This is a genomic window from Streptomyces sp. NPDC036764 (assembly GCF_055609385.1).
Genome location: NZ_JBVJPT010000010.1, coordinates 1 through 15,536, shown reverse-complemented (window position 1 = coordinate 15,536; position 15,536 = coordinate 1). Strand labels below are relative to the sequence as shown.

The following is a 15,536-nucleotide window of genomic DNA, read 5'->3' as shown; positions in this document are numbered from 1 at the left end:
GAAAACCTGGCTGTGCCGCCTCGCCGCGAGATCTACGAGGAAGGTGCAGCTGCGATGACCAGTTCGCCCATGGCGGCCACGGCACCAGTAACGGGGATCTTCCACTCCAGATGGTCCGGCCACAGCATGACGCCCAGCGCGCCCTCCAGATCCACCACGGTGAGCATGTCCGGCCACACCGTCCCGTTGAGAACGTTCGCGATCACCTGACGATTGACTCCGCTCTTGCGCGCCAGCGCGTTCGCGCTCATCTGCTGATCCGGCATGGCCTCGGCGAGCCTGCGCGCGATGGCCTGGGCGACGAGGGCGCCGCGGTGCGGCTGCATCGTGGCATGCGGCCAGCCACCGCTGACCACGTAGTCTCTCGGCTTTTGCGCACGTCTCGTTCCTCCAGGCACCCGACAAGTGTGGCTGAGACACCCTCCCGATGCGCGCCACCCCCACCATGCTACTGATGTAGCACCCTTTGGGCTGGCTATTCGTACGGCTGATTTGTCGGCACCTGCTTGCGGGAGACGGCAGCGGGGCGGCGAATGCGTGTCGGCCGACAGTGAAGGCACCTGGGGATGCGGTTGTTCTGCCCCTTCCGGGGAAGCGCTCCTCCGCGGCGAGGTTTCCTTCCTTCCGGCCGCGGCCCTGGCCGGCCGGGCCAGGCCGAGCAGCGGCACGGCGGCCTACGTGCCAGGGCGCCGGTTGGTCAGCCGCGATGGCCGCCGTGCGATCGCTGTGGTGGGCGAGATCGGGGGGAGGGTGTGCTCGGTTGCCGTGTCCGCTGACGCCTACGGCTGCCGCGGGCCCTCCGGGGTCGCGCCCGCTCGGGCAGTGCCGGGAGGCGCGCGGCGGCGCTCCGTGCGACCGGGATGGACTTGAAGTTGTTGCTGGGGTCGGGTGCGGAGATGACCGTGTGGCTCGCTTGGATCGCGCGCTTGAGATCGTCCTGGTCCGTGACATCCCCGATGGGGACCGTGATGGTGGACGAAGGGCGGTGTCGCCGTTTCGGTCACTTGCTGACCGAAACGGTAACCTTTGGTCATGAAGCCAACCGTGAGGCCCACCAGCGAGGAGATCGATCGTGCCCTGATCGACGTGGCGGCCTTAGTCTTTGCGCGGCACGGGTTCGCTCAGGGCCCCGTGCAGGCGATCGCTGACGGTGCCGGCTACTCCAAGGCGGCTGTGCTGAAGCGCTTTGGCTCGAAGGAGCGGATCCAGGACGCCGTGGTGGCTCGCGCGGAGGAACATGCCGCACGAGTGGCGGCTGCGAGTGAGGGCCTCCCGGTCGGGCTCGAGCGGGACGCCGTCCTGCTCGGTGCGCTGGTCGAGCTGATCGAGGAGTGGCCGGGGACTGGTGCGCTCATCGTCGGCGCCTTCGGGCTGACGCGAGAGCCCGAGATCATGCAGCGCCTCTCCGGGGCGCAGCGCATGTTGATGGAAGCCTTCGATCCCGATGTCTGGACTGATGAGGAACGGCATGTGCGGGTGGTGTCCGCGATCGGTGCTGTGACCGTCACGATGATGGCGAACCGTGAGGCCAGGTGGACCGAGCGCACCGATGTGGTGATTGCCGCGGGCCTTGGCGCACTGGGCCACAGGGGCAACGGCGATGCCGGCACGGGTGATTGAGGCACTGCGACGGGGTAGCCGGCGCTGCAGTACGGAACAACGGGCCCGGCGACCAGTGCGCAGCGTCGGCTGAGGCAATGCTGCGTCACTTGTACAGTTCGGCCGTGGCAGGGTGCCCGACGTGGCTCGAGGAGCCACTCGTCATGGCTTGCTGACCGCACCCGCCTGGCAGTGACGACGGCTCAGGATCGCGGCTCGAAGGACTCCTTCGTCAAGAGGGTGGACTTGAGGTGCAGAAGGTCGGCCTCGGGTTGGCCGGGGCGCCCGCAGAGGAACACTGCAATGGCCAGCGTCCATGCCCCCTTCTTTTTCTGTGGCGGCGCCAGCGCATCAGGAGGCGGCGGCTCCCTGTGCAGGCGGCACGGCGGCAGACAGCTGCTGCCGGTGCAGCCAGTCGCCGATCACGGTGTAGGCGTGTTCGCGGTGGATTGCGGCGGGAGAGCAGGACGTCGTGGAGGGCGCCCGGGACGGGGACGACGGTGGCTTCGCTGCCGAGGCAACCCGACCAGCGGGCAATCTGGGCGACGTCCAGGACGGTATCGGAGCTGTCGCCGACCTCGGACGAGCGGTCGTCGATGGGCTGATCGAAGGGGGCGCCGGCGCTCCATGCCCAACCGGCGATCTCCATACTGGATACAGTGTTGCTGTTATGGTGCTGGCCGAGGAGGTGGACGTTCAGTGGCAGCAGCTGGTCCTACGCGAGCGACCACGGCATCGGCTCGGCGCCCGGGGCGTCCGCCCGTGCCGCTGGAGCGCATCGTCTCTACCGCACTGCAGATCGTGGACGATGAAGGGGCCGACGCTCTCTCGATGCGGACGCTGGCCCAGCGCCTGGGCTCGGGCACGGCGACGCTGTACCGGCATTTCGACAACCGGGCAGCGCTGGTCGCCCATGTCGTGGACCGCATGTTCGGCGCTGTGGAACTGAATGGCGACGAACTCCTCGCGATGGGCTGGCAGCAAGCGCTGCGGACGGTTGCGCACACCATGTTCGAGGCCCTGGCCCGGCACCGGAACGCGGCGCGCCTGATGGTCGAAGAGATTCCCCTGGGGCCGAACGCCATGGCGCTGCGGGAGCACTGTGTCGCGGCGCTGCTCGACAGCGGCTTCCCGCCGCGACTGGCCGCGCACGCCTTTGCCACCCTCGCCCGCTACGTCCTCGGATTCGCCATACAGGTCAACGGTCATGGCGGCGGCGGGCAACTCGACGACGCGCAACTGTCCGCCGTCTTTGAGAGCGTCGATCCAGCCTTGTTCCCGGCAACGGTCACCGTCGCCGGGTCGATGCCCGTTCCGATCGAGGACGAGTTCTCCTTCGGACTCGAACTCCTTCTCAGCGGGCTTGCCCACCTGCGCGACGACGCCTGACCAGCCAGGACGATGCGAACCTGAGGCCGCCCGCCTACGGAGTCATCTCGGTCGGCATGGAGCGAGGCTGTCAGGGACTCGTGATCGACCCGCCGGCCCCGGCCAAGGGCGAATGCGCCGGCCGAACCGGTCAACCGGTGCCCGCGCGAGGAAAGCCGCCTGCCCCGGGCACTCAACGTTGCAGTGCCCGGGGCAGACGAGTTAAACAGCCGCTCGTGGTGAGCCTATGGGGATGCTGTGGAACATCCCCAGCGGAGTTTTTCCGTCACTGCACGGTGGCGGCAGGGGCGCTGTGCTTCCTGGTCAGCCCCTTGAGGTCGTAGGCACGAGTACCCAGGGCCCCGACGAGGAGGCCGAGGACAAGCGCGATCACGGAGGCCAACACGGCACGCGCCAGCCCCGAGTCCCAGGTGGCTCCGAAGTACAGGATCGAGCGCGTACCCAGATAGATCTGGTGCATGGGCTCGAACGAGCTGAGGAAGCGGACGAAGGGGGGCATGGCTTCCAGCGGTGTCGTACCCCCGGAGCTGGGGATCGACAGCACGATGAAGAGGAAGAGGTTGACCACCATGCCCAGGCTGCCCAGCAGGGCGAGAATCGCCTGAGCAACCACTGCGACGGCCGAGATGCTCAGCACGCTGAACAGCCACAGCGCCCCTGGATGGTCCAGCGGCATGCCGATCCAGTCCGCGATCCCCAGATAGACACTGCTGACGAGCACCGCGATACCCGCCATGATTCCCCACTTCAAAACAAGGGTGGCCAGGCGGCTGCGACCCGAGTGGCTTTCCATGCGGTAGAGCGGACCGATCTCCGACGGAGTGAAACCGAGCTGGGAGTCGACGAGATTCGTGGCGATCAGGGAGCCCGTGAACCCGGCCAGCGCCAGCAGGAGGGCGTAGTAGAAGGCCGAGAGGCCGCCGCCGGTCCCGTCGGGAACCTCCTTGAACGGCGTGACATGCACCGGCATCGGTTCGGACAGAACGATGCGTGCCGTTCCTGTGACGGACTGGCTGCCGGATGCCGCCCTGTCCCCGGCCTGTGTCGCAGTGGCGAGCAGCTGCTTGCCCACGGTCTGGTTCGCCTCGGCCAGCGCCTGAGAAGCGAAGGAATTGACGACGGACACGCTGGAAGTGTTCGCGAGGGGATTGGTGTACACGGTGACCGCGGGCTGCTGTGCGGCCCCACCGGTCGCAGCGCTCGCCGCGAGAGCCACCAGCTTCTTGCTCAGGTCCGAGGGCAGAACGATCGCGCCGTAGAGCTTCCCCTTGCCCATGTCCTCCTTCGCTGCGGCAAGGCTGACGAAGCGTAGATCGAACTTGTCGTCATCGACCCCCTTGCGCAGGCCGTCGGAGATCTGCTCGCCGACGTCGACGCGCTGCCCCGATGGACTCGTGGCTCCGGTATCGGCGTTGACGACCGCTACGGGAAAGTCGTCGAGCTCTTTGGAGGAGTTGACCGTTGACCCCAGATACAACGCTGCCAGGGCAGCCATGACCACGGTGACGATGACTGCCGGGGCCAGCCACAACCGCGGCCCCAGCCTGCTTCCTGCGGGCTCGTTGTCGTTCGTCATGGTGTGCACATCCCTTTGGGTGACCATTTCGGTTACTAGGTGACCAGGATGGTAACCATGCTGTGTAAAGTCAAATGCAAAGGCCCCCGGCACGGGTTCGCCCAGGGCACCGTCCAGGCAGTGGCGGATGCAGGTGGCTGTGACTGCTCGAGTCGAGGACACATGGCGCTCATCGGTGCGGCCGGGCGCCGGACGGCCTGAGGGCTGCGAGCGGGATGCTGTGGTTCTCCAGGCCTTGATCGGGGTGATCGCGACGTGGCAGTGAACCGGCGCGCTCATCATCGGTGCCTTCCGGCTGACGCTGGAGCCGGGAGTCGTGGAACGTCTGGCTGCCGCACGGCACATGCATGATGGATGCATTCGGTCAGCGTGCGGGGACGGACGAGGAACGGCACGTCCGTGGCGTCGCTGCCCTCGGCGCCGTGACCGTCGTCATGATGGCGAACCGTGATTCCAGTTGGGCCGATCTCGCCGGCGTCGTACGGATTGCCGTGCTCGGGGCCCTGGACCGAGGTTCTGACAGCGCCGGCGGCAAGGCTGGCTGGCCGGCAGACTTCGCTCGCAGCCGGGGCCCTTTCCTGCGCGGCGAGCGCAGTTGGGCATCATGCCGCTAGAAGCGGAGTGCCCCTTCGGGCAGATCCCGTTCAGCAGTGAGCGGCAGTTCCAAAGAGGTGAGCATGTCCCGGTACCGCTCGGCCAGTTGGGAGGGGAGCTTTCTGCTGAACACCACCAGCTCCCGGAAATAGCCGGGCCCGATCCGACGGGCGTGCCTCGACCAACGCAGCGGCACCGCGTTCTCCGGTGTCACCGTCACGCCGATCCCCTCGACCGTGAACAGGAGCGCTGCGGAGACCTGGCCCGTCCGTGCGACGGCGCGCGGCGTGAACCCGAGGTGCCCTGCCAGTCGGTCCACCACTTCGCTCATGCCCTGTTCCTGCTCGTAGAGCACCCAGTCGGCAGCGGCCAGTTCGGCCGGATCAGCCGCTGTCCCCGCCGGGTATTCGGCCGAGCCGGTCACCACCATCTCCTCATATCCCAGGGAGACGACGGGCCCCTCCCACGGGTCGGGCCGTGGACCGACCGCGATGTCGCCCTGGCCACTGCGCATGGCCTCTTCGAGGTCCCGGCGGTGGGAGTAGTCGTGCAGTCTCAGCACGGTGGAGGGGTACGTCGAGTGCCAGCGCGCCGCGGACGGCGGCAGGATCCCCGAGGCGACGGACCGTACGGTCAGTACGTGGACGTCGCCCTGACGGCCCTCCACCACCTCGCGCACCGAGTCCCGGGCGTCCTGAACCGCACGGACGACGTTCTGTGCTCGGGGCAGAAAGACACGGCCCGCGGGAGTCAGCGTCACCCCTTGCCGGCCGCGCTCCAGCAGGACCGCGCCCAGCTCCTTCTCCAGGGCCCCGATCTGCTGGGACAGCGAAGGCTGCGTGACATAGAGCCGCGCAGCCGCTCCGCTGAAGGAGCCCGCCTCCCAGACCGCGAGGAAGTACTCCAGCTGACGTAGCTGCATGTGATCAAGTTACTCGGCCGAGCGTTGCCCAGTACTCGGCGGGGCTAGGTGACGTGGTGCCGGACTGCTGTGCTGAGGGGTGTTACCTGTGCGTCATGCCATGAATGCGACCCTGCTGTCCTTGCGGGTGAGCCTGGACAGCAAGTAGTCGACCTCGGTGCGGGCACGCGCCGAGAGCACGGACCCGGGCTTGCGCTGGGTGTCGGAGGTCAGGATTCCGCGGCGCTTCATAACGTACTTGCGCACGGCCAGGCCGATGCCCGGCTGCTGTTCGTAGCGCAGCAGGGGCAGGTGGGCGTCGAAGACGTCATGGGCGGCATCACGATCGCCGGCGGCGGTGTGGCGTACGACGTCGACGAGGAGTTCGGGCACGCAGTAGCCCGTCATCGCTCCGTCGGCTCCGCGTTCGGTCTCGAAGTCCAGGAAGAGGCCGCCGTTTCCGCACAGGATCGACAGGCGGGGCATCGCTCCATCGGCTTCGAGTTGCCGGAGTGCGCTGATCTTCTCCAAGCCCGGCCAGTCCTCGTGCTTGAGCATCACGCACCCTGGCGCGGCGTTCGCGATGCGGGCGATGACAGCAGGGGACATGACGACGGAGAACGACAGCGGATAGTCCTGGATCACGAACGGCACGTCCGCGCCGATGGCGCCCGCCGCTCCCTCGTAGTAGCTCACGATCTGGTCGTCGGTACGCAGCGTGTTCGGCGGGGCGATCATGACGCCGTGGGCGCCGGCTGACATGACGTCGACCGCGAGAGCCCGCATGGCGGCGTAGCCGGGTGCGGAGACGCCCACGATGATCGGCAGATCGGTGCGCTTGATGACGTGCTGGACGATGCGCACGCCCTCCTCGTGGGACAGCTTGGGTGCTTCGCCCATCTGGCCCAGGAGGGTCAGTCCGGTGACGCCGGCGTCGCCGTAGAAGTCGACGAGTCGGCTGAGTGAGTCGAAATCGATTGCGCCTTCCTTGTCGAAGGGCGTTGGTGCGATGGCGAAAACACCATTGGTGTTGTGGTCCAGGGGTGCCATTGTTCTGCCTCCTCAGAAGTCCGATGTATTTTTCAGAGGCTGGCGATGAGTCCGCCGTCGACGCGAATGACCGAGCCTGTGATGTAAGAGGCATGGACGCTTGCGAGGAAGGCGACGGCGGCGGCGTATTCCCGCGGTTCGCCGTAGCGGCCCACAGGGATCGACGCGACGCTCTCGGCGGACGTCTCCGCGACGGACTTGCCCTCCCGATCGGCCTTGGCCTGGTCGAGGAACTTGATCCGCTGGGTGCCGATCCGTCCCGGAACGACCACGTTGCAGGTGACACCCTCGGCCGCGACTTCCCGGGCCAGCGTCTTGGACCAGCCGAGCAGGCTGCCCCGCAAGGCGTTCGACAGCCCCAGGTTGGGGATGGGGGCGATCACCCCCGAGCTGGCGCTGGTGATGATCCTGCCCCAGCCGCGGCTCCGCATCAGCGGCACGACCCCGTCCGTGATCGCGATGACGGACAGCACCATGGACTGGAAGTGCTTCAGCCAGAGTTCAGGGTCCTGCCCCGCAACCGGCGAGGGCGGCGGCCCTCCCGTGTTGTTGACCAGGATGTCCACGGGACCGAGCGCCCCTTCGACTGCCGCGATGTGCTGGTCGATCGCGCCCAGGTCCGCGAGGTCCCATTCCAGGGGCACGGCTTTCCCGCCCGCGTCGGCCACCGCCTCGGCGGTGCTCTCTGCGGCCTGTGGGCTGATGTCCGCGACGGCGACAGCGGCGCCTTCCGCGGCGAGAGCCTGGGCGATCGCGCCGCCGAGACCCCCACCTCCGCCCAGTACGAGCGCGGTCTTGCCCGAAATTCCCAGATCCACAGCTTCGCTCCTTGGGCGGTGGCCCCGTTCCCCGGCCGTACGGCCGACGGCTACGTCCGTCGTTTCCAAATGACACTGCCACGAGGTTGTGGTGGGTCTCCAATAGGAATCTCTCGCGACATGCATAAGGGATGCCTATGCGCCGCGAATAGGGAATAGGCGTTGCCGGCGTGCAAGATGAGGTGGGGAATAGGGCCGTTTTGGCCCGTCGATTCCCGACGCATGTTCACGGCCGTAACTGGAGGCCCCTATGTCCTTGCCGGAAACCATGCAGGCCGCGGTGCTGGGCGAGCCCGGCACCCTCGCCGTCACGACGCTGCCCGTGCCGCAGGTGGGACCGGAAGACGTTCTGGTACACGTCCGCAGGGCGTCCCTGTGCGGAACGGACTTGAAGATCCGCAGTCGGCACTTCTTCAAGGACGGAGGCCCGGCCGCGGGCGAGTTCGTACCCGGCCACGAGTACGCCGGCGTCGTCGCCGCGGTGGGCAGTGCCGTGGACGAGCTCCGGGTCGGCGACCGGGTGGTGACGGAAGCCCACCGCGGCTGCATGCGCTGCGCCAACTGCCTGGCCGGGGCCTACACGGACTGCCTCAACTACGGCCTGCGGCACACCGGGCACCGCGTGCAGGGGATGACCGTCAACGGGGGCTTCGCGGAGTACGCGCTCAACCACGTGGCGACCCTCCACCGGTTGCCGGACACCGTGGACTTCGACGCCGCGGTCGTCCTCACCACCGTGGGCACCGTGATGCACGCCTTCGACGTGCTCGACACCCTGCTCGTCGGATCCACGGTCGCTGTGATCGGCCCCGGACCGATAGGTCTGCTCGCGGTACAGGTCGCACGTGAACTCGGGGCCAGGACCGTAGCCCTGGCCGGCACGCGGGAAGCCAGGCTCGCCATCGGCAAGTCCTTCGGCGCGGACCTGGTCGTCAACTCCCGGGAGGAGGACGCCGTAGCGGCGGTTCGGGAGGCGACCGACGGGATCGGCGCCGACATCGTCCTGGAGTGCTCTGGCGCCCCGAGTGCGGTGGACGACGCGCTGCGCATGGCCAAGCGGTCCGGGAAGGTCGTCCTCGTCGGCTTCTTCGAAGAGCCCGTACAGGCCGACCTCAACCACGCCGTGATGAACGGCATCTCGATCCAGACGGTCCGCGGCGAGGGCACCGGTTCGGTGGCCCGCGCCGTGGGCCTGGCCGCCCGGGGTCGGCTGCGCACCGCGGAACTGGTCACCCACCATTTCGGGCTGCCCGACGTCGCCGAGGCGTTCGACACCTACGCCGAGCGCCGGGGCAACGCCATCAAGGTCATGCTTGACATCTCCGAGGACCCGGAGTCCACCGGTGACCGGTGACCGAGAGGGCACCGCGCCCGACGCCCTGGCAGTCGGGCGGGAGAAGGCGGCGGTCGCCATGGCCGATGCTGCCACCGCCTGGCTGGACAGCCTGAGCGAGGACCAACTCCCGCTCGCCGCCTACGACTCCCCGCTCCACCCGGATGCGGAGGCCGAGCGGCTGCGCTGGTTCTACACCCCCACCGAACACGGCGGGCTCGCCGTCCGAGACCAGAACGCCCGCCAACAGAGCCTGGCCATGCGGCTGGTGGCCACCGGACTGTCCATCCCGGGCTACGCCACGGTCACCACCGTGATGGGACTGGAGAACGTCCTGGACCAGTTGGAAGGGTGGCGGGTCCACTGGGGCCGGCAGCGCGGACGGGACCCCGGCCTGTACTGGCTGAGGATCTTCGGCCGCCCCGGCGACCGCGTCTGGGCATGGAGGTTCGGCGGCCACCACATCTCCCTGAACAACCTCGTCGTCGCCGGCCGGCTCGTCTCCACGACCCCCTGCTTCATCGGTGCCGACCCGGCCACGACCGAGCTGATCGGAGGCACCCTGCGGCCCTTGCAAGGCCCTGAGGAGACGGCCCGTCAACTGGTCCGCAGCCTGGACCCGGGCCAACTCCAAAGCGCCCTGCTCCACCCGTCCGCAGTCTCGGACATCGTCTCCGGCAACCGTCCGCGCGTCGAACACGGCGACACGATGATGCACATGCAGGACCTGTGGCGCGGCCAGTTCGCCGACCCTGAGCTGGACCGGCTTGTCGACGACATCGACCGCCGGGCGGAAGCGGGCAGCGGATACACCGAGAACGATCACGCGCGCGTGGCCATCACGATTCCCCCCAAAGGCATCAGCGGTCGCGACCTGAACAACGAGCAGCGGCACCTGTTGCACCGGCTCGTCACCCTCTACACCGGACGGGCACCCGAGTTCCTCGCAGACGCCTACGACACCCACTACGCCTCTGACACCGTCCTCGACGCGGTGCATTTCGGCTGGGCGGGCAGCACGGACGCCGGGGAACCGCACTACTACCGGGTGCAGGACCCTCGCGTCCTCATCGAGTACGACAACACACAGCGGTACGCCAACCACGCCCACTCGGTGTGGCGTGACCTGACCTCCGACTTCGGACTGGACGTACTCGCCGAACACCGCGCACACATCGCACACGAGTAGGGCGTACTCGGGGGCGCCGTACACACCCGTACCGCCGGTCCACCCCCCCACGAAAGAACCAGCACCATGACCACCCTGCTGATCGCCGACGACGAGTCCCTGCAACGCCTTGCCGTGCGCATGATCCTCGAACGACAACCTGGACTGACCGTCGTCGGCGAGGCCGACAACGGCTCCGAGGCGGTCCGTATGGCCTCCGCACTCCAGCCCGACATCGTTCTGATGGACGTGCACATGCCCGGCATGGACGGCACGGAGGCCACACGGCGCATTGTTGATTCCGGCAGTCGTTCACGGGTCCTGGTACTGACCACCTTCGATCTCGAGGAACGCGTCTACAAGGCGCTGCGCGCCGGAGCCAGTGGCTTCCTCCTCAAAGACGCCCGCCCCGAGGAACTGATCGCCGCAGTCCACGCGGTGGCCAGAGGCGACGCCGTCATCGCGCCGAGTCTGACCCGCAAACTCCTCGACACCTTCGCTCACCGCCTGCAAAGTCCCGTCCCGGACCAGGACCACGACGACAGCGGCCGGCTCCACCACCTCACCGGACGCGAGCGTGAGGTTCTCGCCCGCGTCGCATCGGGTCGGAGCAACGGAGAGATCGCCGAGGACCTGCATCTGGCCGAAACCACGATCAAGTCACACGTCAGCCGCATCCTCGCCAAGATCGGTGCCCGGACCCGCGTCCAGGCGGTGGCTTTCGCCTACGAAGCAGGGCTCGTCAGACCCGTCCTGCACATGTGACAACCTCCGCGAAGCGGACGGCATCGCGGTGCCAAGAGGAGAGCCGGACATGAGCAGTCCCCAGATGCACGTACTCGCCGCGTTCCTGCGGTTGACCCGTAAACGCAGGACGGCCCCGGACCCCGTGGCTGCATCGAAGGAGCCACCTCGTCCGCCCGCCAAACTGGTACAGCGGCACGACGTGAGATCGCGCAGCATCGACGGTTTCGCATGCCACACCGTCAGTCCGCGCGGGCGCCGGGCGGAGCGAGCGGTCGTCTATCTGCACGGCGGCGCCTACATCAGCCACATCTCGCCCCAGCACTGGCAGTTGATCTCGCAGCTTGCGGATGCCGGTGTACGAGTCGAGGTGGCGCACTACGGGCTGGCGCCGAAGTACACCTACCGTGACGCCTATCCCTTCGTCACTGCCGTCTACCGCGACCTGCTCAGCGACCTGGACGCCGGCCAGGTCACGATCATGGGCGACTCCGCCGGCGCGGGCTTGGCTCTGGGCGTGGCGCAGAGCCTGGTCGGCTCGGGTCTGCCCCAGCGGCCCGAGTAGTACTGATCTCCCCCTGGCTGGATCTGACTCTGACCAACCCTGCGATTCCCGAGATCCGTGGCTCCCCACCAGCCTCCTGCTCGCGGCCGGACGTGGCTGGCCGGCGGGGATGACTCCGCCCAACCCCGGCTCAGTCCCGTCAATGGCCCGCTTGCCCCCTGGCGCCCATCGACGTCTACATCGGCACTCGCGACTTGTTCTACCCGGACGTCCGGCGCCTGGAAGAACGGGCTGCTGCGGAAGGGTTGGCCGGGAATGTCATCGTGTGCGACGGGGCGGTCCATGTCTACCCGCTCGTCCCCGCTTCCGAGGGGCGTGCTGCGGCCCGCGTCATCGTGCGGTCCGCGGCCTCCTGAGCGGGTGAGAGGCGATCTTCAGCCGACGTCGGGCGAGCCCTCGCCCCGCTGTTCGAGAGAGGCGGGTGTGTCTTGCCGGTGACCTGCTGCTACATCAGTTGGGGTAACGGGCACGGATGCACCAGCTCGTCCCCGTTGTTGACCGTAGCTGACCCCTGTATCTGGCACGACTGTGGCACGCGACCTCTTCACCCCGAACTCTGGGCTGGGCGGTCGTTAATGGCTGATGACCTGTTCAACCGGCCATTCAAGTCGATCGACAGGCTTGTGTGGTCGTCGTGGTTGCTGTCTCCGCTGCTGTACTGCACTGAACCGTCAACCGCAGGTCGGAAGTGCTGGCGGACTGCATACACCAAGGCTTGAAAGTTGAAGGCTCAGAGGGGTCTGCATGCTCCTCCAGCGATCTTGACGGCCGGTGGCGGCTCCCTGCGCGTTGGCATAGGGCGCGCCTCGACCTCGCCCCGACGACGTGCCGCTCTTAGAACAATGAAACGCGTCGGCTGTCTTCGGCGGCCGGGGCTCCTCCTAGTTTCAGGAGTCGCTGACCTCGGACTCCTGTACTGCCGCCTTCAGTTCTTCCTTCGCCTCTTCGGCTCGCGCCTTACGTGACTGGTAGCGCTTGACCGCGACAGCAGCTCCGCTGACGGCAGCTCCGCCGACTACCGCGCCCACAGCTGCGCCCTTCGTGAACGCAGCCTTCTCGATGGCACTGATTAGCTTGTCGACGCCTCCCACTCTCTTCGCCAGCGTCGTGATTTCCTGATATTTGCCTAGGTTCCCCATCACACCCCCGAGTTCACGCAGAACGTCTCGACGTCGGAGAGACGCCCGAGCGGGCCCTTAGCTCTTCCAAGTACACCTGCACGCTCTTCGGTCCATGGCCGCCGCGGAGACGTACTCCTTGTCGTCCTCGGTCCAGCGGACTCGGTAGCTCTCCATCAGGCGTGAGCCTACGCCTCGCGGGTGTTCGCGGGGGGCTCGACCGCGGCCGTTGACCTCGACGCCCTGCTCCTTCGCCCACGCATCGACCTGCCGGACGGGGACGACGTGAGATCGGGCGGGATCGCTCGCGCGCGCCCCGGTACGACCATTGCCGCCATACGGGCGGCGCGGTGCGCGGCCTTGCCGCCCTCGCCTTCTTTCTTTTCCCGCTTGCCAGTCCCGCGCTGGCGCATGCTGCCGAGACCATGTCCCTCGTGGAGGCCGTGGCCAGCATGCGGCTGTACCCGTCGAGTCCCGCGACGGGTACAGCCGCAGCGCCTTCCGCCACTGGAACGCGGGTAACCACCCCGCTGATTGCAGCACCTGCAATGAAGTCCTCCTGGACGAAGCAGTGGAACCGCGAGGCTGGCGGCACTCTGGGACAGGCAGCGGCTTAGCTGGTCATGGGGCGCACCGTAACTGAGTGACGTCTTCGTCCCGAAGCAACTTGGACGGGGGCATGGCCTTGGGCTGGTGTGGTCCTCACCTGCGCTGATGGTCCGCAGACGTCCACGCTCGTCCGTCGTTGTTCGTGGGCGTTGTCACGCAGTTAGACACTCACCGCTGTCCCGGCTCAGTGGCTGCCTGCCACAGATCGTTGAAGCGCCTGACCTGCCTGTCGACACGACGGGCATCCGCGTCGAGTCTGGTCTGGAGGCTGCTCTGCTGCCGGTCCGGTTCGAACTCCAGGTACAACGCGTCGTCGAATATCACGATGTCCCACGCCGCCGCCCGCATGTGCGGCTGCGCAGAGAGGATCATGAAGCGCACTTGGATGCCGAGGTCACGCTGCTCCTGACAGAGCGCCATGAAATCGATCATGAAATGGTCGTCGCTCTCCTCTTCAGCGTTGATCACGAAGAGACGCCGAATGTGCACACCTGGGTCGCGCATCGCCTCGATCTGTGCGTCCAGGTAGTGTTTCGCCGGATCGGTGTCCCAGAAGGGCCGGTCGACGGAGCTGCTCGTGGCGTCGATGGTGCGCCGGGCGCATTCCATGAGCCTGATGAGCCACTCGTGGTTGGCCCGCGGCCAGTGGGCGGTCATGCCGGACAGGTCCGTGACGACCGAGGCAAGGCTCTCTATCTCGGCACGGGCGAAGGCTTTCACGATCTCCGGGCTCTGCTGTCCCACCAGGCTCGCGCTGTTGATCAGACGCTTCGCGTCAATGGTGCTCATGCCCGCCTGATTGAGCTCGCTCAGCAGCCCGGCAGCTTCACTGAGCTGGTGGAAGTGGTCGTGGAGCTCTTGGGTTCGCGTTCGTTGGCCGGTCTCCATGGAGGCCAGCCGCCGCTCGAAGTCGACCATATACTGGACAATCAGTGTCAGACCGCCGATGCCGATAGACACCCCGAGCTTCTCCAGTGCGTCCTGGGACGGGTCTATTAGATCGGTAATTCCATAGGCCACCATGCTCACGACGACGGTGATGAGTGTCCTCAGCACACGGGGCGCTATGCGCGTTCCTCCCGTTGGCATCGATTTCGGCGTGCTTGGCTCTCTGCCCATACCCGCTCCCCCCACCAGGTGCTCGTAGGAGATGGTGCCCAGTCAGCACGAGACAGCACCCTGGTTTCCTTCCTTGTGAGCGTGAACAGCTGACCCCTGCTGGCGTCTCGTCATCGACCAGAACTGTTGCGAGGGCTGACCATCCATCGCGGCTCGAGAGCCCTCAGCTTGGAAGCTCGGGCTTCTTCGAGGCGGTGGCTGCGCTGACCTGCGGTGAAGCTGCTGTGAGACGTGACGTGCTGACTCACTGTTCCCCGCCATTCCCTGTGCTTCCCGCACGACCTGGCATGGATCTGGCACGACCCCTTCGTCCCGAACTCTCGGCCGCGGGGTCATTGAGGTCCGCTCGGCTGGTCAGTCGGCCTTTGGCGGCCTTTGGTGGTCGCCTGTGGCCGTGATGGTTGCTGTACTCCGCTGCTGTACCGGAACACCGGCGGGCCGTGGAGGAGATCAGGCGCAGGCGCTCAGTGGCCTCATGGTGCACGATGTGGCTTCGGCGGGTTCCGCTGGGAGGAGGGGGAACTATGTCGTCACTCGACCGCCTCAGGGCGTTGCTGGGTGAACCGGTGACCTGGGGCTGGGCCAGGCCGCGTCTGTGGACGGCGTCCGAGCAGTATCTCGATGTCGGGCTGCCCTCGGATTACAAGGCGTTCCTGGACCTGTACGGGCCGGGGAGTATCGACGGCTACCTGTCGCTGAGCCGGCCTCTGGAAGCCGACGCCACCGAGCTGGACCGGTTGTGGTCGCTGGAGGACTGGCGCCAGGCGCGGCTCAGCGACCCGGACCTGTATCCGTACCCCTTCCACCCCGATCCCGGCGGCCTCATTTCATGAGGTTCGGACGAGCATGACAACGAGTACTAGGGTCCGTCTTCAAACGCATCTTGCCCAGAGCAGGCACGAGGCAAGGGAGACCGCTGCTTCGTAGGAGGCTGCGGTCTTGTCGTATCGGGT

General features: G+C 67.1%; 14 protein-coding genes. 7 read left to right on the top strand and 7 right to left on the bottom strand.

The features are described from left to right. Nucleotides 1-32: 32 nt before the first annotated feature. Nucleotides 33-356: a helix-turn-helix domain-containing protein gene (locus ACZ69Q_RS30145; protein WP_471047611.1), complete on the bottom strand. Its 324-nt coding sequence runs from the start codon at nt 354-356 to the stop codon at nt 33-35. Nucleotides 357-1,032: 676 nt separating this feature from the next. Between ACZ69Q_RS30145 and ACZ69Q_RS30140 the strand changes: the two genes are divergently transcribed. Continuing rightward, nucleotides 1,033-1,620 carry a TetR/AcrR family transcriptional regulator gene (locus ACZ69Q_RS30140; protein WP_471047608.1) on the top strand — a complete coding sequence of 196 codons (588 nt, stop codon included), beginning with the start codon at nt 1,033-1,035 and terminating at the stop codon, nt 1,618-1,620. A gap of 741 nt (nt 1,621-2,361) precedes the next feature. Then, nucleotides 2,362-2,988, top strand: coding sequence for a TetR/AcrR family transcriptional regulator (locus ACZ69Q_RS30135; protein ID WP_471047605.1), 627 nt, complete (start codon nt 2,362-2,364; stop codon nt 2,986-2,988). A 265-nt stretch (nt 2,989-3,253) separates the two neighbouring features. Here ACZ69Q_RS30135 and ACZ69Q_RS30130 read toward each other — a convergent pair whose 3' ends face one another. The 4 genes from ACZ69Q_RS30130 to ACZ69Q_RS30115 form a co-directional block, all read right to left on the bottom strand. Next, nucleotides 3,254-4,564 (bottom strand): YhgE/Pip domain-containing protein, encoded by a 1,311-nt coding sequence (locus ACZ69Q_RS30130; RefSeq protein WP_471047602.1) that lies wholly within the window; start codon nt 4,562-4,564, stop codon nt 3,254-3,256. Nucleotides 4,565-5,174: 610 nt separating this feature from the next. Continuing rightward, the gene (locus ACZ69Q_RS30125) at nt 5,175-6,080 is read right to left on the bottom strand and encodes a LysR family transcriptional regulator (RefSeq protein WP_471047600.1); all 906 of its coding nucleotides are present in this window, start codon (nt 6,078-6,080) and stop codon (nt 5,175-5,177) included. 93 nt (nt 6,081-6,173) lie between these two features. Beyond that, on the bottom strand, nt 6,174-7,109 hold the full coding sequence (locus tag ACZ69Q_RS30120; RefSeq protein ID WP_471047598.1) for a dihydrodipicolinate synthase family protein: 936 nt from the start codon (nt 7,107-7,109) through the stop codon (nt 6,174-6,176). A gap of 32 nt (nt 7,110-7,141) precedes the next feature. Continuing rightward, the gene (locus ACZ69Q_RS30115; RefSeq protein WP_471047595.1) at nt 7,142-7,927 is read right to left on the bottom strand and encodes an SDR family oxidoreductase; all 786 of its coding nucleotides are present in this window, start codon (nt 7,925-7,927) and stop codon (nt 7,142-7,144) included. Nucleotides 7,928-8,177: 250 nt separating this feature from the next. Here ACZ69Q_RS30115 and ACZ69Q_RS30110 point away from each other — a divergent pair, with 250 nt between their 5' ends. The 4 genes from ACZ69Q_RS30110 to ACZ69Q_RS30095 all read left to right on the top strand — a co-directional run bounded on the left by ACZ69Q_RS30110 (nt 8,178) and on the right by ACZ69Q_RS30095 (nt 11,737). Further along, nucleotides 8,178-9,281: a zinc-dependent alcohol dehydrogenase gene (locus ACZ69Q_RS30110; protein WP_471047593.1), complete on the top strand. Its 1,104-nt coding sequence runs from the start codon at nt 8,178-8,180 to the stop codon at nt 9,279-9,281. Beyond that, a complete protein-coding gene (locus ACZ69Q_RS30105) occupies nt 9,271-10,449 on the top strand; it encodes a DUF3500 domain-containing protein (RefSeq protein WP_471047590.1) in 1,179 nt (392 codons plus the stop codon). Before ACZ69Q_RS30110 ends, ACZ69Q_RS30105 begins: the two co-directional genes overlap by 11 nt. Before the next feature lie 66 nt (nt 10,450-10,515). Continuing rightward, nucleotides 10,516-11,193 carry a response regulator gene (locus ACZ69Q_RS30100; protein ID WP_471047589.1) on the top strand — a complete coding sequence of 226 codons (678 nt, stop codon included), beginning with the start codon at nt 10,516-10,518 and terminating at the stop codon, nt 11,191-11,193. 49 nt (nt 11,194-11,242) lie between these two features. Beyond that, a complete protein-coding gene (locus tag ACZ69Q_RS30095; RefSeq protein WP_471047586.1) occupies nt 11,243-11,737 on the top strand; it encodes an alpha/beta hydrolase in 495 nt (164 codons plus the stop codon). An 887-nt stretch (nt 11,738-12,624) separates the two neighbouring features. Here the strand turns inward: ACZ69Q_RS30095 and ACZ69Q_RS30090 are convergent. Then, nucleotides 12,625-12,879 carry a hypothetical protein gene (locus tag ACZ69Q_RS30090; protein ID WP_471047583.1) on the bottom strand — a complete coding sequence of 85 codons (255 nt, stop codon included), beginning with the start codon at nt 12,877-12,879 and terminating at the stop codon, nt 12,625-12,627. A gap of 753 nt (nt 12,880-13,632) precedes the next feature. Continuing rightward, complete coding sequence (locus ACZ69Q_RS30085) at nt 13,633-14,487, bottom strand: DUF6879 family protein (protein WP_471048244.1); 855 nt, start codon at nt 14,485-14,487, stop codon at nt 13,633-13,635. A 620-nt stretch (nt 14,488-15,107) separates the two neighbouring features. Here ACZ69Q_RS30085 and ACZ69Q_RS30080 point away from each other — a divergent pair. After that, on the top strand, nt 15,108-15,416 hold the full coding sequence (locus ACZ69Q_RS30080; protein WP_471047580.1) for an SMI1/KNR4 family protein: 309 nt from the start codon (nt 15,108-15,110) through the stop codon (nt 15,414-15,416). Nucleotides 15,417-15,536: the final 120 nt, after the last annotated feature.